The sequence below is a fragment of the Clostridium beijerinckii genome (assembly GCF_008705175.1).
GTDB lineage: Bacteria > Bacillota > Clostridia > Clostridiales > Clostridiaceae > Clostridium > Clostridium beijerinckii.
The window spans coordinates 62,460-87,824 of the sequence record NZ_CP043998.1; the positions used below are offsets into that span (position 1 = coordinate 62,460).

Sequence of the window (25,365 nt, forward strand, 5' to 3'; positions counted from 1 at the left end):
AAAAACTATGATTTTTGACAAAACTTACAATAAAATAATAATTTATTTTAAGTTATGTTGATTTATAAGGCAATATGTTAGTATAATGAGATTATCTAGAAAAATTCAAAGGAGGAATAATAATGGCTACTTCTATTAAGGATGTTGCAAAAGAAGCAGGAGTATCAATTGCAACCGTTTCTAGAGTTTTAAATGATATCGATGTAGTAAACGAAGATACTAAGAAGAAAGTTTTAGATGCAATAAAAAAGCTTGGATACAGACCAAATATAGTTGCAAGAAGTTTAAAAACTCAAAGAACAAAGACAATAGGGATTTTACTTCCTGATATATCAAACCAGTTTTACCCAGAAATTGTAAGAGGTGCTGAAGATGTTTCAAATATATACGATTACAATATAATACTTTGTAATTCAGACCTTGATATAGAAAAGGAAAAAGAATACTTAAGGGTACTTAGAGAAAAAATGGTTGATGGTGTAATTTATATGAGTAGTTCTCTTAATGAAGAAATATTAGAACTAATCAATGAATTAGATATAAAAACTGTTTTAGTTGAAACTAAGGATAAAGAAGGAGTTCTACCAAGTGTAACAATTGATAATGTTAAAGCTAGCTATGATAGTACAAAGTTATTAATTGAAAAGGGAATAAAAGAAATTGCCTTTATAGGAGCTGAAAAAGAGAGCAAAAATGCTTGGGGTGATAGATATGTTGGTTATGAAAATGCAATGAAGGAATCAGGAATAGAAATAGATCCTGAACTAGTTCATTTAAGCTCAATGAAAGTAAAGAGTGGATACGAAGGTATACAAAAGTTCATAAAGCAAAATAAGAAGTTTAGAGGTGTTGTATGTGCTTCTGATGATATTGCAATGGGCGCAATTAATGCACTAAGAGATAATAACTTAGATATTCCAAAAGATGTAAGTGTAATTGGATTTAATGATAATTTTGCAGCTTCAATTTTCTATCCAAAGATCACAACAATTTCTCAACCAACTTATGATATGGGATCTGTTGCTATGAGAATGCTTATAAAACTTTTAAATAAGAAAGAGCTAGATGAGCCACATTATGTTTTAGAACATCAGCTAGTTGAAAGAGAAAGTACAGTTTAATAGAAAAATAGTCAAATTTTATACTTAGTTAGTATAAATATTAAATGTATATGTTTATAGAGGACTACTTCAAGATAGTTTAGAGCTATTTGGGAGTAGCCCTCTATTAGCGTTAAAGCTATAATTAGTTGCGCACGTAACTAATTTATGCTAATATAGTTTGTATGTAATTATTTGGATATGAAATATGATTATTGTTAATACTATATTAATATGATTAAGATAGGGGAGAAGTAATATGGGTTGCTATCAGCATATAGGTAAGTATATTGGTGAAATACATAGATCTAGCTATATGTATTTTGGCAAGAGATTTAGTAAATTTGGGATAGGGGCTGGTCAGTACTTATTTCTTTTAAATCTTTATGAAAATGATGGTATAACACAAGAAGAATTGACGAAAAAGGTTAGATTAGATAAGGCGACAACAGCTAGGGCAATAAAGAAATTAGAGGATGAAGGTTATGTAAGGAGAATAAAAAAAGAAAGTGATAAGCGTGCATATAGATTGGAACTAACTGAGAAAGCAGAACAAATTAAAGATGATGTATATTCTATAATGAATGAATGGGAATCTGAGATTAGAATGTGTTTTACTGATGAGGAATCTCAAGAATTAATGAATTTGTTGAATAAGTTATCTAAGAGTTCTTTAATTAATAAGGAGGATATTCATGAATAAGCAGAATAGATTAGGAGAAATGGGTGTAGGAAAATTGTTGCTTGAGTTTTCAATCCCTGCCGTTATAGGAATGTTAGTTAATACATTATATAACATAATAGATAGAATATTTATTGGGCATATAGAAGGCATAGGTGAGCTCGCCATGGCTGGTGTTGGAATTACAATGCCAATAATGTTTATAATTTTAGCATTTGGTATGTTAATCGGAATAGGTACAGCTACAAAAGTGTCAATAAAGCTTGGAGAGCATGATAAGGAAGGGGCAGAAAGGCTTCTAGGAAATGCGTTTACATTGATAATAATAATTGGTGTATTGTTAACGTTGTTTGGTCATATATTTGCTAATCCGCTTTTGAAAGCATTTGGAGCGAGTGAAAATATTATAGGTTATGGTGAAGATTTTATAAGGGTAATTATTAGCGGTTGCATATTTAATTTGATGAGTTTCGGTTTGAATCATTCAATTAGAAGTGATGGAAGCCCAAAAATAGCAATGGCGTCTATGCTAATGAGTGCTATTATAAACATCATCTTAGATCCAATATTTATATTCGGTTTAGGCCTTGGAGTTAAAGGAGGAGCCCTTGGAACTGTTGTTGCGCAGGCAATAAGCAGTATATGGATTTTATATTATTTCACAAAGGGATCTAGTGTACTTAAGATAAGAAGGAAAAATTTAAAATTGGAAAAGGACGCAGTTTTAAGTATTTTTGCTATAGGGGTCAGTCCATTTAGCATGCAGCTTGCACAAAGTGCAGTTCAAGTAATAACTAATAATTCATTGCAGTCATATGGTGGTGATTTAGCTGTAGGAGCAATGACTATAGTGAACAGCTTAGCTATGATATTTTTAATGCCTATATTTGGATTAAATCAGGGTCTTCAGCCTATAATAGGTTATAATTTTGGTGCAAGAAAATATGATAGAGTTAAGCAAGCAGTAAAATATGGAGTTATTACAGCTACAATAATAGTGGTAATAGGATTTATAATAATTGAGGGAATTCCAGAAACATTAGTTAAGATTTTTAATAATGAATCATCGCTTATAGAAGTAACTGCTCATGGAATGAGAATATTTTTAATTATGCTGCCATTTATAGGAGCGCAAATTATAATTACGAATTTCTTTCAATCAATAGGAAGAGTAAAAATATCGATGTTTTTAAGCTTATTGAGACAGGTAATAATATTAATTCCATGTCTTATAATAATTCCAAGGTTCAAAGGATTAGATGGAGTATGGATCGCAGGAGCAACATCTGATATACTATCAGTTATAATTACACTTATCGTGTTTGTTAAGACATCAAAGGATTTAATGGGAAATGGAAAAGAACAAAAAGTTATTTTAGAAAATTAAAAGAATAGGTATGCCTCAATGTAGTTCTTAATATATTGAGACATACCTATTTTATTTAAAGGATTCCTTCGTTTTTTAGAATATCTTCTAATTTCTGAACTCTATTTGATAAACAAATAAACTTTTCTTTTAACTGTTCTTTTGACGGTTCATCATTGCTTATAACTTTTTCCATGTCTTCTACAGTCTTTAGAGCTTCTTCTACATCTTGTTGAGCTATCTTTAAATTTGAATCGTTCATAAAAATTCTCCTTAAAATAATATAATTATGTTTAGTAATTATATCCTATCACTACTAAAAAATAAGTGCAAGGAATATAAATGTAAAGAATAACTATACTATGGGGGAGAATATGATAAATTATATTTGGTTTTTTCTAATATTTTTTGGAATTCTAGTTGGATTATTGACTGGAAATGGAGAGCTTATTTCCAAAGCAATAATTAGTTCGTCAGGTAATACTGTAACTTTTATAATTGAACTTACAGGAATAATGTGCTTTTGGTGTGGAGTTATGAAGGTTGCTGAAAATAGCGGACTCACTGAAAAATTATCAAAGTTATTAAAGCCTATTCTTAAAAGAATTTTTAAAGAGGCTGCAAAGGATGAAAGGGCTTTAGGTGCTATTGTTATGAATCTTACTGCTAATATGATGGGATTGTCAAATGCAGCAACCCCTTTTGGAATAAAGGCGATGGAAGAAATGGATAGACTTAATTCAGATAAAGAAACAGCCTCAAATGATATGGCGCTTTTTCTTGTCTTAAATGCTACATGTATACAGTTAGTTCCATCGACGATAATATCTATAAGAGCAGCATGTAATTCGGTTAATCCTGGAATAATAATTTTACCCACTATAGCATCAACAGCAACAGCTGCAATAGTTGGAGTAATATGCTGCAAGATATTACAGAAATACTTTTAGAAATTTCAACAATGCAATTTAATTAGAAATGTTGCAAGGAGGATTATAGAATTATGTTTAATTACTTAAGTAAAAGCATAATACCAATAATATTTTTAATTATAATAACATATGGTATGTTCAAAGGAAGAAAGGTTTATGAATGGTTTATAGAGGGCGCTAAGGATGGATTGATGGTAACCTTAAGAATATTTCCATATCTTTTAGCTATGATAATTGCAGTGCAAGTATTTAGAGAGGCAAAATTAATGGATTTACTAAATAATCTGATTGCTCCACTTGCAAATTTAATAGGATTACCTAAAGATCTAATACCATTACTAATAATAAAACCACTGTCAGGAAGTGGTGCAATTGGTGTGTTTACAGATATAATAAAAAGTTTAGGACCAGATACAAGAACAGGTCTTATAGCGTCAGTTGTAATGGGAAGCACAGAAACTATATTTTATACAATTACAGTGTATTTTGGAGCAATTAAGGTAAAAAAGATAAGGCATACTTTATGGGCAGCAGTATTTGCTGATGCAACAGCAATAATTATGGCTATATTTATGGTAAATATATGTTTTTAAAATAACAAGTTTAATTATTTGATAAAATTTGTTAGTCAGAATATTTATTAGTTAGAATCATTGGAGTATTATATTAACATAGGAATATATTTTAATAGTAGAAAAGAGGCTAAATTATGAATAAAGATACTTATATAGAAAACAGAAGCAAACTTATGAATAGTGTAGAAGATAATTCAGTAATGATACTATTTGCAGGTAAACCAGCTAAAAAGACTGGGGATGAATTCTATCAATTTACTCCAGATAAGAACTTTTATTATTTAACAGGAATACAAGAAGATGGACATTTGGTTGTATTATCTAAATATAATAATATAGTAAGTGAAAAGTTATTTTTGACAGATTTAGATTTGGATAAAGAAATGTGGAGTGGAAAAACATTAAGAGATTTTGAGGGAAAAGAGATATCTGGAATAAATGATGTATCTTATATGAAGGAGTTTACTTCCTACCTAAATGTATTAATAAAGGGAAAAGAAAAAGTTAACTTGTATCTAGATTTGGATAGAGAAGAGTTTGAAGAAAGTGATTCTGTATCAAATAGATTTGCAAAAGAGATTATTAGTAAGTATCCACATATTAATATAAAGAATTTTACAAGTATAATTGCACCTCTAAGAATGGTTAAGTCTGAGAATGAGATAAAAGAAATGAGGAAAGCAATAGAAATAACTATTGAAGGTGTAAAGTCTTTAATGAAAAATGTGAAGGCTGGAATGAAGGAATATGAAATCGAGGCTTATTTTGATTTTGAATGCAAAACAAGAGGCGTTAAAGATTATGCTTTTAGAACAATAGCAGCAGCAGGGAAAAATGCAACAATACTTCATTATGTAGATAATAACAGTGAGTTAAAAGATGGAGATTTAATTCTATTTGATCTTGGAGCTCAATGGAATTTATATAATGCAGATATAACAAGAGCATTCCCTATAAATGGTAAGTTCACTCAAAGACAAAAGGAAGTTTATGAAGCTGTACTTAGAGTTAATAAAGCAGTAATTGAAAGAATAAAGCCTGGAGTGGATTCAAGAGAATTAAATGTATGGGCTAAAGATTTAATTGCACAAGAATGTATTGGATTAGGGCTTATAAAAGAAAAATCAGAAGTTAACAGATATTATTGGCATAAAATAGGTCACAGTTTAGGCCTAGATACTCATGATTTAGGTATACTTGGTAGAGAATTTACATTTGCAGAAGGAATGGTATTTACAGTGGAACCAGGTATATATATAGCTGAAGAAAATATAGGTATAAGAATTGAAGATGATATTTTAGTTACTAAAGATGGATGTGAAGTTTTAACTAAGAACATGATTAAGGAAATTGATGAAATCGAAGAATTCATGAAATAATATATTGTTGCCCAAATAAGAACCTAATAAGATTAAGATACATATATGTGTTTACTTATTAGGTCTTATGACGTTCTTAAAAAATATATTTAAAAGAGGGAATAAATATGAGAGTATCAGAAAGAATACAAAAATTAAGAGAAATAATGAAAAAAGAGAATATAGATTATTATATAGTGCCAAGTGAGGATTTTCATCAAAGTGAATATGTGGCTGAATGTTTTAAGTCTAGAGCATATATAACAGGATTTACTGGTTCAGCAGGAACAGCATTGATCGGAATGGAAAAAGCAATACTATGGACAGATGGAAGATACTTTATACAAGCCAATGAACAATTAAAAGATTCTGGAGTAGAGCTTTTTAAGATGAGAATTCCTGGATGGCCGACTTTAGAAGAGTGGTTGATGGAAAATATGATGGATGGCCAAACTTTAGGTTTTGATGGAAGAGTATTATCGGTTAATCAATATAAAGAAATTCTAAAAATAAAAGAAAATAAAAATATAAACATAGTAATGAATAAAGACTTAATTGAAGAAGTATGGGAAGATAAACCTAAAATGCCCAAAGAAAAAGTTTTTTTGCATGAAGTAAAGTATTGCGGAAAAACCGCAAATGAAAAGATTCAAGAAGTAAGAAATGAAATGAAAAAGCTATGTGGAAAGTCATATATAATATCATCATTAGATGATATAGCATGGATTTTTAATATTAGAGGAAATGATGTAAAGTATACACCAGTAACTTTAGCATATGCATTAATTGATGAAGAGAAAGCTGTGCTATACATAGATAGAGAAAAGATATCATCTGCTGATGAAAAAACATTAACTAAAGAAGGCATAATAATAAAAAATTATGAGGATATATTTGAAGATATAAAAGAAGTACAAGATAGTGTTATATTAGACCCAAGTAAAATAAGTGCGTATATATGCAATCAGATTAATAAAAGAATAAAGAAGATAGAAGAAATAAATATAACTACAAAATTAAAGGCCATAAAGAATAAGAAGGAAATAGAAAATCTTAAAAATTGTCAACTTAAAGATGGAGTTGCAATGGTAAGGTTTATTAAGTGGATCAAAGAAGGTCTAGATAAGGAAGATGTAACAGAGATCACCCTAGCGGAAAAGTTATGTGATTTTAGGAGTCAAGGAGATTTATTTATTGAGGAAAGCTTTGGAACAATTGCAGGATATAAAGAACATGCGGCGATGATGCATTATTCTGCAACAGAAGAAAGTGCATATAAGTTAGAAAAAGAAGGAATATTGTTAGTCGATAGCGGTGGACAATATTTTGATGGGACTACAGATATAACACGTAGCATTGTTTTGGGAAAATTAACTGAAGAAGAAAAACGAGATTTTACGCTGGTTCTAAAAGCACATATCAACCTTATGAAAGCAAAATTTTTAAAAGGAACTACAGGATCCAATATAGATATTTTAAGTAGAAGAGTTTTATGGGAAGAAGGAATAGATTACAAATGTGGAACAGGTCATGGGGTTGGATTCTGCTTAAGCGTTCACGAAGGTCCACAAACAATAAGGCCAGTACCGAATACAATAGAATTAGAACCGGGAATGATATTAACTAATGAGCCAGGAATATATAGAGAAGGCAAACATGGAATAAGGACAGAAAATATTATGCTAGTTGTTGAGGACGAAAGAAATGCTGAGTTTGGAGAATTTTATAAATTTGAAACCATGTCATATTGTCCAATAGACTTAGGTGGAATCAATGTTGAATTGCTGACAGAGGATGAAAAAGAATGGCTAAATAATTATCATAAAGAGACTTATGATAAATTAAGTCCATTCTTAAGTGATAGTGAAAAACAATTTCTTAAGGAATCAACTAAGGAAATATAATTTAAACATTATAAATAGGTTATTGCACTTGTAAGCAACAAATAGTATAATGTAAATAATTTGGGGATTAATATATATTATAGGTTAAAAATTTTATCTATAAAGTTTGCATAAAATAATCTCTTAAATAAACTAGTATTAATTAAATAGAATGCTATGAAGAGAAGAGTAATAAAAGAATCATTCTATAAGAGAGCTAATATATGCTGAAAGTTAGCGTTTGTGAATTTTATGAAGATGGTCTCAGAGCATGTTTCTTGAGTCAAAATTATTTGGTTAGGGAAATACGGAAGCGACCGTTATATTGCAGGGTGATGTTGGTCACCTACTGAGTTATTTGCTGTGAGGTAAATAAGAATTAGAGTGGTAACACGTATAATACGTCTCTATATAGGTTTTAATACTTATATAGAGATTTTTTTGTGCTTATGAAAAGATTAAAAGATAGAGCCAAGATAATTTGAAGACAAAAACATGAAGATGATAATAATCTTAACAATATATATTCTTTAGAATATATATTCTAATATTCTAATATTCTAATATTCTGAAGAATATGCTTGAAAAATGCGGGCTGGATATGTTATGACACAATATATAGAAGGTAAAAATTAATATTATAATAGAAAAATAGCAATAAATAATTGCTTTAATATAAGGAGGACACAAATAATGTGTACAGATTGTAAAAAAACATATTATATTACGACACCAATTTATTATCCATCAACAAAGCTTCATATAGGTAATACCTATACAACTGTAGCTGCTGATGCTTTAGCAAGATTTAAGAGATTAACAGGCTATGATGTAATGTTCTTAACAGGAACAGATGAACATGGTCAAAAGATCCAAAGAATAGCTGAAGAAAAGGGAATCACACCAAAACAACATGTAGATGAAGTTGTTGCTGGTATTAAAGATCTTTGGAGCATGATGAATATAAGTTATGATAAGTTCATTAGAACTACTGATGATTATCATATTAAAGCTGTTCAAGATATATTTAAGAAATTATATGATCAAGGAGATATATATAAGAGTTCTTATGAAGGTTGGTATTGCACACCTTGTGAATCTTTCTGGACTGATACACAATTAGTAAATGGAAATTGCCCTGATTGCGGAAGACCAGTTGAAAAATCAAAGGAGGAAGCATATTTCTTCAAGATGAGCAAGTATGCTGATAAGTTAATCAAATATATTGAAGACCATCCAGAGTTCATTCAACCAGAATCAAGAAAAAATGAAATGCTAAATAATTTCTTAAGACCAGGTCTTCAAGATCTTTGTGTTTCAAGAACAAGCTTTAACTGGGGAGTACCTGTAACTTTTGATGAAAGTCATGTTGTATATGTTTGGATTGATGCATTATCAAACTATATTACTGCCCTTGGATATGGCCAAGAAAATAAAGATTTATATAATAAATACTGGCCAGCAGATGTACATCTAATAGGAAAAGATATTTTAAGATTCCATACTATTTATTGGCCAATAATGTTAATGGCGCTAGATCTACCTCTTCCAAAGCAAGTTTTCGGTCATGGATGGCTACTTGTTGATGGTGGGAAAATGTCAAAATCTAAAGGTAATGTAGTAGATCCAGTTGTTCTTGTAAATGAATTTGGAGTTGATCCTGTAAGATATTATTTATTAAAAGAAATTCCATTTGGAGCAGATGGATTATTTAATAATGAAATATTTATAAAGAAAATAAATTCAGACCTTTGTAATGATTTAGGTAATCTTTTATCAAGAACAGTTGCAATGGTTGAAAAATATTTTGGTGGAGAAATGCCAGCTCAAGATGAAAAAGAAGCTATTGATGATGAATTAATAAATTTAGCATTATCAGCACCAGCTAAAATTGAGGAGGCAATAAACGAATTAAATATACCTCAAGCTTTAGAATATGTTTTTGAATTAATAAGAAGAGCAAACAAATATATAGATGAAACAACTCCATGGATATTAGCTAAAGATGAAAGTAAAAAGGCTAGACTTGGAACAGTTCTTTATAATTTAGCCGAAAGCTTAAGATTTGCATCAGTAATGATTTCAGCATTCTTGCCAGAAACATCTAAGAAGATTAATGAGCAAATTAATACTACAGAAATTTCATGGAAATCATTAAAGTCATTTGATGGAATTAAGGCAGGAACTAAGGTAGTAAAGGCTGACAACTTATTCCCAAGAATAGATGTAGATAAGAAATTAGAAGAATTAGAAGCTTTAAAGGCTGCTAAAACACCAGCTAAGAGAGAAATTACACCTATAAAAGAAGAAATAACAATAGATGATTTTGAAAAGGTTGATTTAAGAGTAGTAAAAGTATTAGCATGTGAACCAATAAAGGGAGCTAAGAAATTATTAAAATTAAAAGTTGATTTAGGTGGAGAAGAAAGACAAGTGGTTTCTGGAATATCTAAGTTCTATAAACCAGAAGAAATAGTAGGTAAAAATGTAGTTTTAGTTGCTAACTTAAAGCCAGTAAAACTTAGAGGCGAATTATCACAAGGAATGATTTTATGTGCTGCAACAGATGATGACAGTATATTAAAAGCAGTGGATCCAGGTGAGATCCCAACAGGTAGCATTGTAAGATAATTATAAAAAATAGAACGCCTCACTTAGGGGAGTGAGACGTTCATTAACCATACTAAATAAATGGTTAAAAGGGGTAAATAATAATGCTTTAACTACTTTACAATATTAATTTTAATGCATTAATATGTCATTTAAGTGTCAAATAATAAATTCGTAAAAAAAATTAGTATTTACGAATTTATTTTTATTTTAATTGCTATGATTTGCATTTGATCATATAGTTTTAAGTAAAGCTATCATAAAGAGGTATAAGTAATAATTTTATGTTATTATTTAAATAAGTAATCCTAAATTTAAATACAGTAGTTTCAGAATATGACAATTTGGAAATAATGTTAATAGGGAAGGAATATTGGTTTATGAATCAAAAATTTAAAATAATAGATAGTCATGCTCATTATGATGATGAAGCTTTTAATGAAGATAGGGAGTCCTTGCTAAATGAGATTAATCAAAATGGAGTTATTGGAATCCTAAATTGCGCATCATCATATGATAGTTTAAAAACAACAGATCAACTAACTAAAGATCATAATTTTATCTTTGGAGCTTTAGGAATACATCCGGAAAATGCGAATGAGATGAAAGGCGATACACTAGATGAAATTAAATCTTATATTAAGAATAATGACAAAATAGTAGCTATTGGGGAGATTGGATTAGACTATTATTGGGATGAAAATCCACCTAAAGATATTCAAAAGGATGTATTTAGAAGTCATATGAATTTAGCTAAAGAACTAAATTATCCAGTTGTTATTCATGATAGAGATGCACATCAAGACACATTAGAAATAATTAAGGAATTTCCAGAAGTTACAGGTGTAGTTCACTGTTTTTCAGGAAGTGTAGAATTTGCAAGGGAATGTGTAAAACTAGGATATTATATAGGAATAACAGGTGTTGTTACATTTAAAAATGCAAAAAAAGTTGTTGAAGTAGTTAGAGAAATCCCTTTAGAAAAAATACTTGTAGAAACTGATTGCCCGTATATGGCACCTGAACCAAATAGAGGAAAGAGAAATAAATCAGACTATATTGAATATATAATAACTAAGATAGCAGAAATTAAGAATATTGACCCTTATGAGGCAAATTTGAGATTTAACGAGAATTTTTTTAGATTGATAAGAAAGGAAAAATAAGGTAAAATATTAAATGTACACTTTAAATATAATTTCTGTATTCAACATAAAGTAAATCTAAGATTAAACTGAAATTATCATTAAGTTTAATAAATGTTTCTATAATTTCATATCATTAAATTTTTAATTTCATAATGAAGTAATATTAAATACCGCTATCATTTTTATATATTATATTTTATGCACAAAGTGCATTATTACAATGCTTCATTATATTGCAAGAGTTTACTAATTTGACAAGTCTAGAATATTAATATATAATTCAAAAGACACTCTTGCCAAAGGAGGGAAAATAATGATAGAAAAATTGAGACAATTTATTAGGCAAAGTTTTTCTAACGGTCCGAAGGCAAAAATTATAATTGGAACAATTGCGATAGCATTTGTAGTTGTTACAGCAGTGACTATAATGAGCATAAGAAAAACGCTCGTAATAAGTATAGACGGTAAAGAAGCGACTTTTGTCACTTACAAGGGGACTGTTAAAGGTGTGTTGCAAGAAAATGGGATAGAAGTATCGCCTAAAGATAAAGTGCAACCGTCCTTGGAATCCAAAGTATCTGAAAAAGAAACTATTAAAGTAAAAAAGGCTGTTCCAGTAGATATTAAGGCTGGTGGAATGGAAGTACAATTGCAAACGGCAGAGGATACGGTTGAGGATATGCTGGATGCAGAGAAAAATACATTAAAAGATCAAGGAATAGAATTTGACAAAGACGTAGATGAAGTATCACCATCCCTAGAGTCTAAGTTAGAGGGTAACGAAAGTGTCCAACTTGTCAAAGTGGAAACAAAAGATGTCACCGAAAAACAGCCAATTAACTTCGATACAATTGTAGAAAAAGATGAAAATTTGGACAGTAGTGTTCAGAAGGTTAAGAGTGAAGGGGTTAATGGTGAGAAACAAATTACTTATCAAATAATATATAAAGATGGGGTAGAAATTTCTCGTAATGTAAAGAGTACTAAAACCATATTGGAACCACAAAATGAAGTTGTGGTCAAAGGAACTGGTCAAGTGTACGCAAGCAGAGGTGGAGACAGAATAACTTATAAGAAAAAGATTAATTGCACAGCAACAGCTTATAGTAACCATTCTACTACAGCTACAGGAAGAACGCCTGTTAGAAATCAAGGTGGTATGAGTACGATTGCAGTAGATCCATCAGTAATACCGCTAGGAAGTAAAGTATATGTGGAAGGGTATGGATATGCAATTGCATCAGATACAGGTGGTGCTATAAAGGGCGACAGAATTGACATATACCTTAATTCGTCAAATGAATGTGATTCATGGGGAAGAAGACCAGTTGATGTATTAGTAGTTGCTTACCCAGGGCAATGGTAAGCTATTTTAAGAGATAACAGATGTTATCTCTATTTTTTTCTTTGAATTTGTGGATGTTTTATCATATTATTAGAAATGAGATAAAATAAATTTAAGGCTATTTTATGGTATAGATATATGAATGCAATAAAGTAATTATTAATAAAGAAAGGAAGTAACACATTGATAAAAGAAGTAATAGTCGTTGAGGGTAGAGATGACGTTGACGCTGTAAAGAAAGCTATAGATGCAGAAATAATCGCTGTAGGAGGATTTGGAATAAATGCAAAGGTCATAGCAAGAATACAGGAGGCCCAGAAAAGAAAAGGGGTAATTGTATTAACAGACCCAGATTTTGCAGGGGAAAAAATAAGAAGAATAATAGCAAAAAGAGTTAAAGGAATAAAACATGCATATATTGCAAAAGAAGATGGACTTAAGAACGGAGATATTGGAGTAGAAAATGCATGCCCAGAAGTTATTTTGAAGGCGCTTGAAATGGCAAAGATAACACAAGAAGAAAAACAATCATTTTTTACTATGCAGGATATGTTTTATTTCAAGCTTACAGGAGATAATACTTCAAAGATTAGAAGAAATATGCTTGGTAAGTTATTAGGAATAGGTTATGGAAATGCGGCGCAGATGGTTTCTAGATTAAATAATTATGGAATAACTAAAGAAGAATTTACTAATGCTATAAAAGAAATAGAAAAACAATTGGAAGTAGGTAAGAAATAAATGGATTTAAAAGATATAAAAACTCAGGAACTAGTCAAAAAATATAATTTTAAGTTCTCAAAAAGCCTTGGGCAAAATTTCTTAGTTGATGATTCTGTTCTTGATGATATAGTTAATGGAGCAGAAGTTAACAATGAAGATTTTATTATAGAGATTGGACCAGGTGTAGGTACGCTTACCGCTCAACTTTTGATGAAAGCTAAAAAAGTAACATCTATTGAATTAGATAATGATTTAATTCCGATACTTGAGCAAGAGTTGGGGGAGCACAAGAATTTTAGTTTAATACATAAAGATGCACTTAAAGTGGATTTTAATGAACTTATTGGAGATGAGAAAAGTGTTAAGCTTGTAGCAAATCTTCCATACTATGTTACAACCCCTATAATAGTTAAGCTTCTAAAAGGTGGATATAATTTTAAATCATTAACTATAATGATTCAAAAGGAAGTTGCAGAGAGAATTAATGCTGAACCTAATTGTAAGGAATATGGTGCATTGTCGGTTTTAGTTCAGTATTATTGTAATACAGGCATAATAAGGAAGGTACCACCAACTTGTTTTATTCCTAGACCAAAGGTTGAATCTATAGTAATAAGACTAGATAGATTAGATGAACCAAGAGTTAAAACTAAGGATATCAATATTATGTTTGAGATTGTAAGAGCAGGTTTCAATATGAGAAGAAAAACTTTATGGAATGCAGCAAAAACATTAAAAGTAGATAAAGAGAAATTAGAAGAAGCATTTAAGAAATCAGGAATTGATCCTAAGAGAAGAGCTGAAACATTAACACTAGAAGAATTTGCGGCCTTATCAGATTGTATATATGATATAAGAAACTAAAAGGTGGAGAATGAGTAATTATTGAATTATTCGTTCTCTACTTTTTAGTTTCTATTAAAATTGCTGGGCTATATAGAGTATGAAAATATAGAAAAGTATTAGTTAAATCATAATTCTAATTTCCAAACATATACTATATGGAATAAATATATGTGGAGGGAATATAGGGTTGGCACACAACAAATTGTATAGAAACTTTATAATATTACAAGAAGATGAAAGAGGATATTCTCAATCTAATGATAAAGCTTTGTCTGGATATGCTAAGGTGGAGGCTAAAGGTGATAAGTGTAAAATCTCATTTTATGCGCAGAATCTTAGGCAGGAAGATAATTATTCCATGGTACTTATATGTTGTAAGAAGGATTTAAAACAATTAATTGATATTGGACCTTTAGCAATAAATGAAGTCGGAAAAGGAGATACTAGCAAAGAATATTATGTAAATAACATAGCTAGTCTTGGAATATCTTATGAAAAAATATCTGGTGCTGCTATATGTAGGGTAAAAGATAATGAAACAGAATTTATAATGCATGGTTTTATGAATGGAGAAGAATCTGCTGATAATTGGAGAAAGTTTAAGATTATAAAAGCCGATTCTAGGAAATATGTTGATAAAACAACATTACAAACTAAGGAAAAAGAAAATTTGACTGTAAGTACATTAAATAAAACTATCACTCAATCAGGTACGAAAGAGGATGAATTAGTAAAGGCACCTAAATTACAAGATGAATCAGTTGAACGAAAAAAAGATGATATTGATCTTCAACCTAAAGCGAACATAGAATCTAAAGTTGAAGATAAACAAAATAGGATTCCAGAAGATCATCAAAACATAACTGAAACTATAGATAATTTAGATGAGGAAAGAAACAAGAATAAAGAGAGCAAAAAATGTGAGAAAGATTATAAACATGACAAGTGCGATAAGCATGATAAAGAAGATAAATATGATAAGTGTGATAAACATGATAAATGTGATAAAGAAGATAAATACGATAAACATGACAAATATGATAAGTACGACAAATATGATAAATGGGATAAGGATGAAAAATATAATAAGTGTGATAAACATGATAAGTATGACTATTTTGAAAAAGAGGAAGATATAGATGATGTTATTGGTAAAATAGCTAATAAATTAGATACTTATGATGGGGTAATAGACCTAAAAGTAAGTCATCACATGTATGAAGAGGTTATAGTATATGGATTTATAAAGGATAAGAAGAATCATAATTCTAAATGGAAGAAATTCAAATTAGAAAAGAAATGTAGAAATGAAAATCAGGATACAGATAATGTGCAAGTTAGCTCTAGGAGAATAGAAGAAAACTTTAAATTGGATAAATTGAATGACGTGGATACATCCGACAGAATGGACATAATAGATTTCGATGAATATGAAAATAATATTCAACAAGGAAATTTAGGTGGAGCCACAGGAGCAAATGATACATCTACGATGAATACGACTGGTACAGTGGAGTCTATGGAACAAGGCAACTCTAATACTGGAATGGGCCAGATTAATACAGGAACAATGTGGCAACCATGGTCAGGGAACTCGGTAAGTCAGACTGGCAGTAATACTGGAACAGATCAAACATCATCAAATACTGGAATGAATCAAATGAACACGGGGACAATGGAACAGCCAGAGACTAGCGGTGAAACTGGAGGTATGGGACAGCTAGACTTAAATATGGGAGATACACCAAATGAAAATAATAATAATCAAAATACTTCAAATCAGGGATTCACTATAGGTGGAGATATAGGTAAGTATTTTGAGAAGTTAGCACAAGACTTTAGGCCATTTATTGGAAAATTGAATGATATAAACTTCTGTAAGTGGTATAAAATCATTGTAAATGGTATAGAAGACTTATCAAATGATACAAATTATAACAAATATACATTAGCATATTATCCAATGTTAAATTATTATCCTTACATTAGTAAAAAAGGACATTTCTTATTAGGATATAAATGCAATAAAGATGGAGAAATGCAATATATTATATATGCAATACCAGGAAGCAAAGAAAAAAATGATCAACCATATGGTGGAAGAACAGGTTTCGTAACATGGACTAATGATAGTAATAATGGCCAAGGATATTGGTTAATGTTCTATGATTTTAAAAATTCTTCAATCGTAATTCCGGCAAGATAGAGAACATTGTTATGAATAAGAAGCAGTTGATTGTTACGTCAATATTGTTATCATTGATGTTGATACTGGTCATAACCCAGGGCTTCTTTAAAGAAAATTTCGAACAGGTAATTCTTATGGATCAGGGAATAAATAGATTTAAAGAATATTCTTTTGACGAGAATAAATATATTATATCTCTGCCAAGTGAATGGAATGTGGAGGAAAAAGAAAGTAAAGGGCAATATGTGAGTTATGAATTAGATTTTAAAGACAAAAATAATAAGCTTACTGGTTTATTGCAAGTAGTAAATACCAAAGAGGATATAAACGCGTTTGCAGAAAAAGATTTAAATAGTCAATGCCTAGAATATTATAATTCAGAATTAACACCTTTTAAAAATTCCTATAATTCTGGGGTATTAGTTAAATATGAAACAAAAGTAAAGAATGGATATGATTTTAACAATGAATGCTATTATCTAAATTTAGGAGAAGGTAAGACAGCAAAGATATTATTTAATCTTAAGTCAAAGGATTATAAGGATAATATGAAGACTATTTTAAATACGATTATTTCAAGTATTAAATCATCTCAAAGTTGAAATTAGCCAATTTATTGTATATAAAGTTTTATGGATTATAAGTGGTTGATATGAAAAGACTACATTATATGTTTAATATAAAATATATAATTGTGTGAATGTTGAGTTGATGAGTTAAATAAGATTTGCCAAGGATAAGCATAAGTATTATAATTTAAGTATCAAGGAGAGGCCAGAATAGCTTCTCCTTGATACTTATTTGACGTTTGGAGGCGAGCAATGAGGATAATATTATTTGAGATATTTGGGATACAAATAAAGAGTTATGGATTAATGATTGCAATTGGAATAATAGTTGCAGCTGCTATATTTATAAATAAAGGAAAGAAAAAAGGCTATGATGAGGATTCTTTATTAAATTTAGTGATTTTAGCTGTAATAGGTGGAGCGCTTGGTGGAAAGGGATTATTTATATTAACTGAGATTAAAGATATTATTAAAGAGCCAAGCATATTGCTGAACTTTGGATATGGATTTGTTATATATGGTGCCATAGGTGGAGGAGCCTTGGCTATGTACTTATATTCTAGGAAAAAGTCTTGGAACATTGTTGAAATGTTGGATATGACGGTTCCAGGTCTTGCAATAGCCCAAGGTTTTGGTAGAATTGGATGTTTTCTGGCTGGATGTTGTTATGGAGCAGAAACCGAATTACCAATAGGTGTTACATTTCCAAAAGGATCTTTAGCACCAGCAGGAATACACGTGCATCCAACGCAAATTTATTCATCAATATTTGACTTTTTGCTAGGATTTATACTTTTGTACTATAGTAAGAAAGAAAAACAAACAGGAAAGATAGTGGGACTATATTTAATAGTATATAGTATAGGTAGATTTTTAGTAGAATTTTTAAGAGATGATCCAAGAGGGAGTGTCGGGATTCTATCAACATCACAATTTATCGCAATATTTACTTTGGTGATTGGTATTGTTGTATTTAATAACCATAGGATTTTCAAAGGAGCGAAGAAGAATAGTGAGAAATAGTAAGTTTTTAACAATAGTTTTACCATTGGTATTGGTCTCTAGTATGATGCTCTCAGGATGTAGCTTCATTGATAATATAGAAGTTAAAATGAATCTTAAAAATCAACAATTTGATTATATAAAGCAAAATAAGGTGGATAAAATTATTATACAAAGTGTTAGAGATAGTGGATTTAGGTTTGTAGTTAATGATCCTAAAGCTATAGATGACATTTACAAGATTTTATCAGATGGAAGTGAAGTTTCAAAGAAAAGCTCATTAGATCCAGATTATATTTTTGAGGTGTGTACCGGAGATGAAGTGAGAAAGTATCAGTATGTAGTTGGAGCTAACGAACATGGGACAGGAAACTTTTATGATGACGATAAGGCATTTTCAGTACCTAAAAATTTAGAGAATACAATAATGCAAAATCTTTCATTCATAAGAAAGCCAAGAGACTTTAATTATATATATTATCAATCAATATTAAAAGTTATTGATAAGAAAAAAGATAGCTTATCCAACGGAAATAAAGCTGGAGTGAACATATCTGGAGATACAGATTGTTTGAAATACATATTTTCTGTGGATTTAGAAGATTTTAAGAAAAGTTTGAATAAAACTTTACCTAGTGTTGATTTAGTAAACAATAATTATGAAGATTTTGATACAATAATTAAAGTAAAAAATAGAGGATATAATAGTACTGTTTTCAAAACACTAATAACAGTAGATAATAAAAAGGATAATTCCTTTGAAAGTTACTATGTAACGGCAGAATATAATTATAAAGACTGGGATATTAAAATAAGTGAGCCTAATAAGGTCCCACAAGATTGGTAAGTAAAGGAGCATATATAAATGAGTTGTGAAAGTTGTAAAAGTAAAGACACATGTCAATCTAAAGGAACAGGATGTAGTGAAGAAAGTTTAAAGTTAACATCCAGATATGGAAATATTAAAAATGTTATAGGTATTATAAGTGGAAAAGGTGGAGTTGGTAAATCAACTGTAACTGGAATGATGGCAAGTATGTTATCTAAGAAGGGATATAAAGTAGGAGTGTTGGATGCAGATATTACAGGTCCATCTATGCCTAGATTTTTTGGGGTTAACAATAAAAGGGCTAAAATAATTCCATTAGAAAATGATATGGTAAAATTTGAGCCAGTGGAAACAGAAAGCGGGATAAAAATAATCTCCATGAATCTTTTAACAGCGGTAGAAGATGAACCTGTAATCTGGAGAGGACCTGTAATTACAGGGGTGTTAAAGCAGATGTTTGTAGAAACTAATTGGGAAGAGCTTGACTATTTACTTATAGATATGCCACCAGGTACAGGAGATATTGCTTTAACTGTAATGCAGGAATTCCCTATTGATGAAATTGTAATAGTTTCTACACCACAAGATATGGTGTCCATGATAGTCAAGAAAGTTGTTATTATGGCCCAAAAGATAGGGGTGAAGATTAAGGGCGTAGTAGAGAACATGGCATATATAAACTGTCCAGATTGTGATAAAAAGATACGAGTATTTAGCAGAAAGTCATCAGAAGAAAATGCGGAGTATCTTGGAATTCCTTTAATAGGAGAGTTACCAATTAATATTGAACTTACAGAAGCATTGGAGCAAGGAAAAGCAGAGGAATACGTTAAGGAGAATCCGCTATATTCACTAATATTTGAAGGATTGTATTAAAAGAAAACTTCTTTTCCTTATACTATACTTATTTCATCATTTTAAATTATATTATTAAATATACATAACTTAATATTTCTTGGGAAATAATAAGCTTGTAATTTGATATTAGAGGAGATGAAGTAAACCATGAAACCAAAAGTAGATAAAGATACTTGTATAGCTTGCGGATTATGTCCATCTATATGTCCAGAGTGCTTTGACATGCAAGATGATGGAAAAGCAGGAGCTATAGTTGATGAAGTTCCAGAAGGTTGTGTAGATGAGGCAAAAGAAGCAGAAGAAAGCTGTCCAGTAAATGCAATTGAAATAGAAGAATAAAATTTGATTGCAAAATACGACTAAAACGTCTAAAATAAATAATTTATAAATCATAGTTATTTATTATTTGATCAAAAATAGGATTAATTTTGTTTTATAAAACAAAATTAATCCTATTTTTATTCTATATATTTTGTATTAATAAGCTTAAAATGCTGATAAGTGAAATGTTTAGTTACTTCGCATAGATTGGAAACTTAATTGTATATATAAATTGTTTTATATGATAGTTAGTTTGAAATAGTATTTACTGATGATGCATGAAAAATTCTTTCTATAGGAAGAACGGATAAAATTACTAAGCATATGATTCCTTCTATTCCAATCATCGGACCATTAACAAGTAAAGAATAAACTACTGGAGACATCCCTTCTGGGGCAAATGACCCGAAGAAAACTATACCAGAAATAAGATGACATAAAAATCTGACCAGTATTGCAATACTCACTCCAACTAATCTTCTTTGTTTGAAGAATCCGGCAAGACCTAATGCTGTAAAGGGCAATGGATAATCAAATAAAACTTGAACCGGATGTAGTATATATGGATCCAGTATTAGGGTTATTACACCATAAAGAAATCCTGTTAAACATCCAACTTCAGGACCGTATATGAATGCTATAAGCAATACTGGTATCATGCTGCCTAAAGTTATGCTACCACCTTGAGGAAAATGATATAATCTTAGCATTTTTAATATGGTGGCTAACGCTAATGCTATACCAATTCTAGCAATTAGTTCTGGCGTGAATTTTATCTTTTTTGCCTTAGCTAATGCTATAAGTAGTAAAATACATCCTAATAAAGTTATAATTGACATTGGACTTGCAAGAATATCTTGAATATTTTGGGAGAAATTCTGGAAAAGTTTAGAAAATTGTTCGATCCAATCATTAAAAATTGACATAAAAAAACCTCCTTAATTGTGCTCGGAGATTATCAACCAAATAAATAGTTTAAAGTTTTTAAGAGGTTGCATTCCCTACGCTAGAATTAACTAGATCAGGTTTTAAGGGTTTATGAATATCAAATCTCAGCCTCTCGGCTCCCCTAGCACATTATAAATATATTACACTTATACTATTTTATACCTATTATTATAGATAGTCAATTACATTGTATGTGTTAAATTTGTTATTATTACTTAAATTGGAATGTGAATTTGAACTAGACGCAATCAAATTTATAGAGTGATGTGGGATTGCGCTATTTGGCAATTTATTTGATGAAATGGTGAATATATCATCATTTCTATTAACAATAGTAGCATCTTTGTATGTTGAATCTAATATAAAACCTTTCATAATAACAAAACAGTCCTTTCAGTAAAGATTTCTTTGTTATTATTATTTACAAGTAGAAAAGTAAGTATACTTGTAAAATATTAAAGAGCTAAATAAAAAAATATGAATTTTAATATCTAGCTCTTTAATTATGAATGAATAGTTAACATATATATTTTTCGCTTAATCTAATCTTTCAACTATAAATCCAACAAGGCCAGGTCCGGTATGAACGCCAAGAGCAGGGCCTATTGATCCTCCTAAAGTACATTCAATTAGATTAGGAATATCTTTTATAGAATCATAAAGCATTTTAGATTTTTCAGGTGCATTCCCGTCTAAAACCCAAACTTTACATTTATGATTTTCTAGATAATTTGTTAATATATTTGTTAATTTAGATATACACTGTTTTATGCCTCTTATCTTACAAACCGTATGGTATATGCCGTCATCGCCAACAGTAATAATAGGCTTTAGATTGAGCACGCCCGCTATAGTTCCGGCAACTTTACCAACTCGTCCTCCCTTTATTAAGTATTCTAATGTATCTATTGTAAAAAACACATCAATCTTATCTCTAAATGAAGGTAAAGTTATCACTATTTCATCAAAGGATTTTTCTTGCTTTATTAGGTTTAGAGTTTCAATGACCATAGCTCCTTCTGACATGGTTAAAGTCATAGAATCAAATACAAAAGTTTTCACTTCAGGGACATTTTCAGATGCAAGTCTTGCAGAGTTATAAGCGCCAGAAAGGCCACTTGATATTGTTATAATAATTGCATGTGTATATCCTTCGTTTTTTACTTGCTCTAAAGCAAATGTAAAATCATCAACACCAGGTAAGGAAGTTTTGGGTATCTCCTTAGGTAAATATTCATATAGGGCCTTTGGCGTTATATCTATTCCATCAATATACTCTTTATCAGAGAATATAATTTTAAACGGGACTATTTTAATATTATTTTCTATTACGAAATTTGTATTCAAATCAGAAGCACTATCAGTTATTAATGCTATTTTATCCATCTTAGTTCCTCCTAGAAATATATAGTCTTAGTTTAATTATAACACTATTTGTAAAAAATACATTTCTTATATATTACTTAAAGAAATAATTTATATTATATTTTTAGATAATAAACTATGTTTTTAATAAAACTTTTTGGTTCGCACAAGATGATAATTTACAGTAAATTTTAATCAATTTAACTTTTTAGAACACATATAATAATAATTTTCTTATAGTTTGTTATGAAAAAATACTATAAATCATAGTAAATTACAACAATAAAGATTATCTACAATAAGTCAAACATAAAAAAGTCGTAAAAATTGAATAAATCGAAAGATAATAGGATATAAATTGAGATAATTAAAATCTAGTGGTTTAAAAATAAAAAATTAGAAGTGTTGCTAATGAATACCTAATACAGTATAATAGTACGGTAGTAAAAATACTATATATTGTGCCATGGAGGGAATAATAATGCTATATGTTGTGAAACGCGATGGAAGAGAAGTTGAATTTAATTCAGATAAGATAGCTCAAGCAATTAAAGGATCAGCTAGTGAAATCGGTTTAAATTTAAAAGAAAGTCAAGTTCTAGATACTGTACATAAGGTGATTACTTATATAGAAGAAGAGTATAAGAAGACTATAACTGTAGAACAAATACAAAATTTTGTAGAGAAAGCATTAAGAAATGAGGGACACAAAGATATAGCAGTCGCTTATTCAGCATACAGACGTGAAAGAACTAAAGTCAGAGATATAAAATCAGATTTAATGAGGGCTATAAGACAAATTGGAGTTGAAACTGATAGAGATAATGCAAATGTAGGAAATAATTTCAGTTCTAAGTTATTAAGAATAGCATCTGAATCAAATAAGTGGAATACACTAGCTACTATGCCAAAGAATTTGGCAAAGGCTCATGAGAATGGTGATTTATATTATCATGACTTAGATAGCTATAATTTAACTGTAAACTGCTTGCATATACCAACAAAAGAGATATTAGAGAATGGATTTAATACTGGATATGGAACAATTAATGCTCCTAAGAGAATTGAAACTGCTGCTGAATTATCATGTATATTATTGCAATCAACTCAAAATGATATGTTTGGTGGTCAATCTCATCCGGATTTTGATAATGACATGGGTATATTTGTAGAGCCAACTAGAGAAGAAATTAGAGAAGAATTATTGGAACTAGGTGTATCAGAAGAAAAGTTAGAAGCTATGGTAGAAAAGAAAGTAAGAAAAAAGGTACAACAAGCAATGCAAGGTGTAGTTTATAATCTTAATACAATGCATTCTAGAGCGGGATCTCAAGTACCATTTAGTTCAATTAATATTGGTTTACCTACAAGCTCAGATGCAGCATTAGTATGTGAAGTTTTTCTTTTAGAATATGAAAAAGGATTAGGTAAAGGTGAACAACCAATTTTTCCTAACATAATTTTTAGAGTTAAGTCAGGTGTTAATAGGGAAGAGAATGATGAATATTTTTATTTATACAAACTAGCATGTAGAGTAGCTGCAAAGAGAATGAATCCAACTTTTATGAATATTGATGCAGATTTTAATAAGGAATATTACGATAAAGGTTATGTTCCAGCTACAATGGGATGTAGAACTTATCTTATGAAAAATGTAAATGGTGAGCCTGGTTGTAAGGGAAGAGGGAATATAGCACCAACAACTCTTAATCTTCCAAGAATAGGGTTGCAAGCTAAAAATGATATAAATAAGTTTTTCAGTATATTAGATGCAAGATTAGAATTAGCAAAAGATTCTTTAATGCATAGATATGAGATTTTGAAAAATCTAAAAGTTAAGGATTTACCTTTTGTTGCAGGTCAAGGACTTATGAAGGGTTCAGAAGGCTTAAAACCTGATGATTCTATAGAACCAATATTAAAGCAAGGAACTTGGGGAATAGGATTCATAGGTGTTGCAGAAGCATTATTAGCTTTGGTTGGGAAGCATCATGGTGAAGATGAAGAAGCAAGAAAATTAGGAATAAAGATTGTTGAACATATAAGACAATATTGCGATAGGCTTACAGAGGAATATAAACTAAATTGGAGTTGTTATGCGACTCCAGCAGAAGGGCTTTCAGGTAAATTTATAAAGCAAGATCAAAAGATATTTGGATTAATAAAAGGAGTAACTGATAAGGAATATTACACAAATAGTTATCATATACCTGTTTCGTACCCAATATCTATTAAAGATAAGATTGATATTGAAGCGCCATACCATAAACTTTGTAATGGTGGACATATAAGTTATATTGAAGTAGATGACACACCAGATGCAGAAACAATAATGGATATAATAAATTATGCATATAGAAATACTAATATCAGTTATATGGGTATTAATTTTCATATAAGATATTGTAGAGAATGTGGTACTTATCTTCAAAACAATGAAAACAAGTGTCCTAAATGTGGCAGTCAGAATATTCAAGGAATATCAAGAGTTACAGGATATTTAAGTTTAGATGAAAGATTCGGTGCTGGAAAGTATCATGAAAGAGAAGATAGAATATCACATACTGAGAGACATGGGCATCACTACTAAAAGCATAATGATGATAGATTTTTAATTTATAAATTATAATATAGAAAAAGAAGATGGATTTATTAATCTCATCTTTTTTTTTATATATTTAATTCATCAGATGTTATATTGGCTTATAAGGCAATAT

At 30.0% G+C, this 25,365-nt stretch carries 22 protein-coding genes, 1 riboswitch and 1 other annotated feature; of the genes, 19 read left to right on the forward strand and 3 right to left on the reverse strand.

Annotated features, from left to right (window positions below; all coding sequences use genetic code 11):
- Nucleotides 1-122 precede the first annotated feature (122 nt).
- From F3K33_RS00280 to F3K33_RS00290, 3 genes are all read left to right on the forward strand, one after another.
- The gene (locus tag F3K33_RS00280; protein WP_011967412.1) at nt 123-1,121 is read left to right on the forward strand and encodes a LacI family DNA-binding transcriptional regulator; all 999 of its coding nucleotides are present in this window, start codon (nt 123-125) and stop codon (nt 1,119-1,121) included.
- Between the two features lie 238 nt (nt 1,122-1,359).
- Nucleotides 1,360-1,803, forward strand: a complete 444-nt coding sequence (locus F3K33_RS00285) for a MarR family winged helix-turn-helix transcriptional regulator (RefSeq protein WP_011967413.1) — start codon at nt 1,360-1,362, stop codon at nt 1,801-1,803.
- A complete protein-coding gene (locus F3K33_RS00290; protein WP_023975937.1) occupies nt 1,796-3,169 on the forward strand; it encodes an MATE family efflux transporter in 1,374 nt (457 codons plus the stop codon). Before F3K33_RS00285 ends, F3K33_RS00290 begins: the two co-directional genes overlap by 8 nt.
- Before the next feature lie 55 nt (nt 3,170-3,224).
- Here F3K33_RS00290 and F3K33_RS00295 read toward each other — a convergent pair whose 3' ends face one another.
- Nucleotides 3,225-3,410, reverse strand: a complete 186-nt coding sequence (locus F3K33_RS00295) for a hypothetical protein (RefSeq protein WP_011967415.1) — start codon at nt 3,408-3,410, stop codon at nt 3,225-3,227.
- Between the two features lie 112 nt (nt 3,411-3,522).
- On the opposite strand from F3K33_RS00295, the gene F3K33_RS00300 reads away from it, so the two are divergent.
- The 15 genes from F3K33_RS00300 to F3K33_RS00370 all read left to right on the forward strand — a co-directional run bounded on the left by F3K33_RS00300 (nt 3,523) and on the right by F3K33_RS00370 (nt 20,353).
- Nucleotides 3,523-4,098, forward strand: a complete 576-nt coding sequence (locus tag F3K33_RS00300; RefSeq protein ID WP_023975936.1) for a nucleoside recognition domain-containing protein — start codon at nt 3,523-3,525, stop codon at nt 4,096-4,098.
- A 53-nt stretch (nt 4,099-4,151) separates the two neighbouring features.
- Nucleotides 4,152-4,673: a spore maturation protein gene (locus F3K33_RS00305; protein WP_023975935.1), complete on the forward strand. Its 522-nt coding sequence runs from the start codon at nt 4,152-4,154 to the stop codon at nt 4,671-4,673.
- Between the two features lie 116 nt (nt 4,674-4,789).
- Nucleotides 4,790-6,034: an aminopeptidase P family protein gene (locus F3K33_RS00310; protein ID WP_039773403.1), complete on the forward strand. Its 1,245-nt coding sequence runs from the start codon at nt 4,790-4,792 to the stop codon at nt 6,032-6,034.
- A 107-nt stretch (nt 6,035-6,141) separates the two neighbouring features.
- Nucleotides 6,142-7,917, forward strand: coding sequence for an aminopeptidase P family protein (locus F3K33_RS00315; protein ID WP_023975933.1), 1,776 nt, complete (start codon nt 6,142-6,144; stop codon nt 7,915-7,917).
- Nucleotides 7,918-8,064: 147 nt separating this feature from the next.
- Nucleotides 8,065-8,308: a binding site (T-box leader), on the forward strand.
- Nucleotides 8,309-8,589: 281 nt separating this feature from the next.
- Nucleotides 8,590-10,527, forward strand: coding sequence for a methionine--tRNA ligase (metG, locus tag F3K33_RS00320; protein ID WP_039773402.1), 1,938 nt, complete (start codon nt 8,590-8,592; stop codon nt 10,525-10,527).
- 359 nt (nt 10,528-10,886) lie between these two features.
- Entirely contained in the window at nt 10,887-11,672 is a 786-nt protein-coding gene (locus tag F3K33_RS00325) for a TatD family hydrolase (RefSeq protein WP_026015684.1), read from the forward strand.
- A 295-nt stretch (nt 11,673-11,967) separates the two neighbouring features.
- A complete protein-coding gene (locus tag F3K33_RS00330) occupies nt 11,968-13,020 on the forward strand; it encodes a resuscitation-promoting factor (protein ID WP_011967422.1) in 1,053 nt (350 codons plus the stop codon).
- Nucleotides 13,021-13,182: 162 nt separating this feature from the next.
- Entirely contained in the window at nt 13,183-13,740 is a 558-nt protein-coding gene (gene rnmV / locus F3K33_RS00335) for a ribonuclease M5 (RefSeq protein ID WP_011967423.1), read from the forward strand.
- Nucleotides 13,741-14,586, forward strand: a complete 846-nt coding sequence (rsmA, locus tag F3K33_RS00340) for a 16S rRNA (adenine(1518)-N(6)/adenine(1519)-N(6))-dimethyltransferase RsmA (protein WP_039773401.1) — start codon at nt 13,741-13,743, stop codon at nt 14,584-14,586.
- 169 nt (nt 14,587-14,755) lie between these two features.
- Nucleotides 14,756-16,774 (forward strand): DUF7922 domain-containing protein, encoded by a 2,019-nt coding sequence (locus tag F3K33_RS00345; protein ID WP_031276081.1) that lies wholly within the window; start codon nt 14,756-14,758, stop codon nt 16,772-16,774.
- Nucleotides 16,775-16,785: 11 nt separating this feature from the next.
- On the forward strand, nt 16,786-17,358 hold the full coding sequence (locus F3K33_RS00350) for a hypothetical protein (RefSeq protein WP_023975928.1): 573 nt from the start codon (nt 16,786-16,788) through the stop codon (nt 17,356-17,358).
- 219 nt (nt 17,359-17,577) lie between these two features.
- A complete protein-coding gene (locus F3K33_RS00355) occupies nt 17,578-18,348 on the forward strand; it encodes a prolipoprotein diacylglyceryl transferase (RefSeq protein ID WP_023976828.1) in 771 nt (256 codons plus the stop codon).
- A 43-nt stretch (nt 18,349-18,391) separates the two neighbouring features.
- The gene (locus F3K33_RS00360; protein WP_373866806.1) at nt 18,392-19,174 is read left to right on the forward strand and encodes a YhfM domain-containing protein; all 783 of its coding nucleotides are present in this window, start codon (nt 18,392-18,394) and stop codon (nt 19,172-19,174) included.
- An 18-nt stretch (nt 19,175-19,192) separates the two neighbouring features.
- Nucleotides 19,193-20,032: an Mrp/NBP35 family ATP-binding protein gene (locus F3K33_RS00365; RefSeq protein WP_017209521.1), complete on the forward strand. Its 840-nt coding sequence runs from the start codon at nt 19,193-19,195 to the stop codon at nt 20,030-20,032.
- A gap of 129 nt (nt 20,033-20,161) precedes the next feature.
- Nucleotides 20,162-20,353, forward strand: a complete 192-nt coding sequence (locus F3K33_RS00370) for a ferredoxin (protein ID WP_011967430.1) — start codon at nt 20,162-20,164, stop codon at nt 20,351-20,353.
- 230 nt (nt 20,354-20,583) lie between these two features.
- On the opposite strand, the gene thiT is transcribed toward F3K33_RS00370, so the two are convergent.
- A complete protein-coding gene (gene thiT, locus F3K33_RS00375; RefSeq protein WP_023976825.1) occupies nt 20,584-21,261 on the reverse strand; it encodes an energy-coupled thiamine transporter ThiT in 678 nt (225 codons plus the stop codon).
- A gap of 54 nt (nt 21,262-21,315) precedes the next feature.
- A riboswitch (TPP riboswitch) is annotated at nt 21,316-21,416 on the reverse strand.
- A 404-nt stretch (nt 21,417-21,820) separates the two neighbouring features.
- The gene (locus tag F3K33_RS00385) at nt 21,821-22,669 is read right to left on the reverse strand and encodes a DegV family protein (RefSeq protein ID WP_039773399.1); all 849 of its coding nucleotides are present in this window, start codon (nt 22,667-22,669) and stop codon (nt 21,821-21,823) included.
- A 460-nt stretch (nt 22,670-23,129) separates the two neighbouring features.
- Between F3K33_RS00385 and F3K33_RS00390 the strand changes: the two genes are divergently transcribed.
- Entirely contained in the window at nt 23,130-25,238 is a 2,109-nt protein-coding gene (locus tag F3K33_RS00390) for an anaerobic ribonucleoside triphosphate reductase (protein ID WP_039773398.1), read from the forward strand.
- Nucleotides 25,239-25,365: the final 127 nt, after the last annotated feature.

What these genes read in the sequence shown, in the direction of transcription:
- F3K33_RS00280 (WP_011967412.1), top strand. Translation starts at nt 123, where the DNA reads ATGGCTACTTCTATTAAGGATGTTGCAAAAGAAGCAGGAGTATCAATT.
- F3K33_RS00285 (WP_011967413.1), top strand. Translation starts at nt 1,360, where the DNA reads ATGGGTTGCTATCAGCATATAGGTAAGTATATTGGTGAAATACATAGA.
- F3K33_RS00290 (WP_023975937.1), top strand. Translation starts at nt 1,796, where the DNA reads ATGAATAAGCAGAATAGATTAGGAGAAATGGGTGTAGGAAAATTGTTG.
- F3K33_RS00295 (WP_011967415.1), bottom strand. Translation starts at nt 3,410, where the DNA reads ATGAACGATTCAAATTTAAAGATAGCTCAACAAGATGTAGAAGAAGCT.
- F3K33_RS00300 (WP_023975936.1), top strand. Translation starts at nt 3,523, where the DNA reads ATGATAAATTATATTTGGTTTTTTCTAATATTTTTTGGAATTCTAGTT.
- F3K33_RS00305 (WP_023975935.1), top strand. Translation starts at nt 4,152, where the DNA reads ATGTTTAATTACTTAAGTAAAAGCATAATACCAATAATATTTTTAATT.
- F3K33_RS00310 (WP_039773403.1), top strand. Translation starts at nt 4,790, where the DNA reads ATGAATAAAGATACTTATATAGAAAACAGAAGCAAACTTATGAATAGT.
- F3K33_RS00315 (WP_023975933.1), top strand. Translation starts at nt 6,142, where the DNA reads ATGAGAGTATCAGAAAGAATACAAAAATTAAGAGAAATAATGAAAAAA.
- metG (WP_039773402.1), top strand. Translation starts at nt 8,590, where the DNA reads ATGTGTACAGATTGTAAAAAAACATATTATATTACGACACCAATTTAT.
- F3K33_RS00325 (WP_026015684.1), top strand. Translation starts at nt 10,887, where the DNA reads ATGAATCAAAAATTTAAAATAATAGATAGTCATGCTCATTATGATGAT.
- F3K33_RS00330 (WP_011967422.1), top strand. Translation starts at nt 11,968, where the DNA reads ATGATAGAAAAATTGAGACAATTTATTAGGCAAAGTTTTTCTAACGGT.
- rsmA (WP_039773401.1), top strand. Translation starts at nt 13,741, where the DNA reads ATGGATTTAAAAGATATAAAAACTCAGGAACTAGTCAAAAAATATAAT.
- F3K33_RS00350 (WP_023975928.1), top strand. Translation starts at nt 16,786, where the DNA reads ATGAATAAGAAGCAGTTGATTGTTACGTCAATATTGTTATCATTGATG.
- F3K33_RS00355 (WP_023976828.1), top strand. Translation starts at nt 17,578, where the DNA reads ATGAGGATAATATTATTTGAGATATTTGGGATACAAATAAAGAGTTAT.
- F3K33_RS00360 (WP_373866806.1), top strand. Translation starts at nt 18,392, where the DNA reads ATGATGCTCTCAGGATGTAGCTTCATTGATAATATAGAAGTTAAAATG.
- F3K33_RS00365 (WP_017209521.1), top strand. Translation starts at nt 19,193, where the DNA reads ATGAGTTGTGAAAGTTGTAAAAGTAAAGACACATGTCAATCTAAAGGA.
- F3K33_RS00370 (WP_011967430.1), top strand. Translation starts at nt 20,162, where the DNA reads ATGAAACCAAAAGTAGATAAAGATACTTGTATAGCTTGCGGATTATGT.
- thiT (WP_023976825.1), bottom strand. Translation starts at nt 21,261, where the DNA reads ATGTCAATTTTTAATGATTGGATCGAACAATTTTCTAAACTTTTCCAG.
- F3K33_RS00385 (WP_039773399.1), bottom strand. Translation starts at nt 22,669, where the DNA reads ATGGATAAAATAGCATTAATAACTGATAGTGCTTCTGATTTGAATACA.
- F3K33_RS00390 (WP_039773398.1), top strand. Translation starts at nt 23,130, where the DNA reads ATGCTATATGTTGTGAAACGCGATGGAAGAGAAGTTGAATTTAATTCA.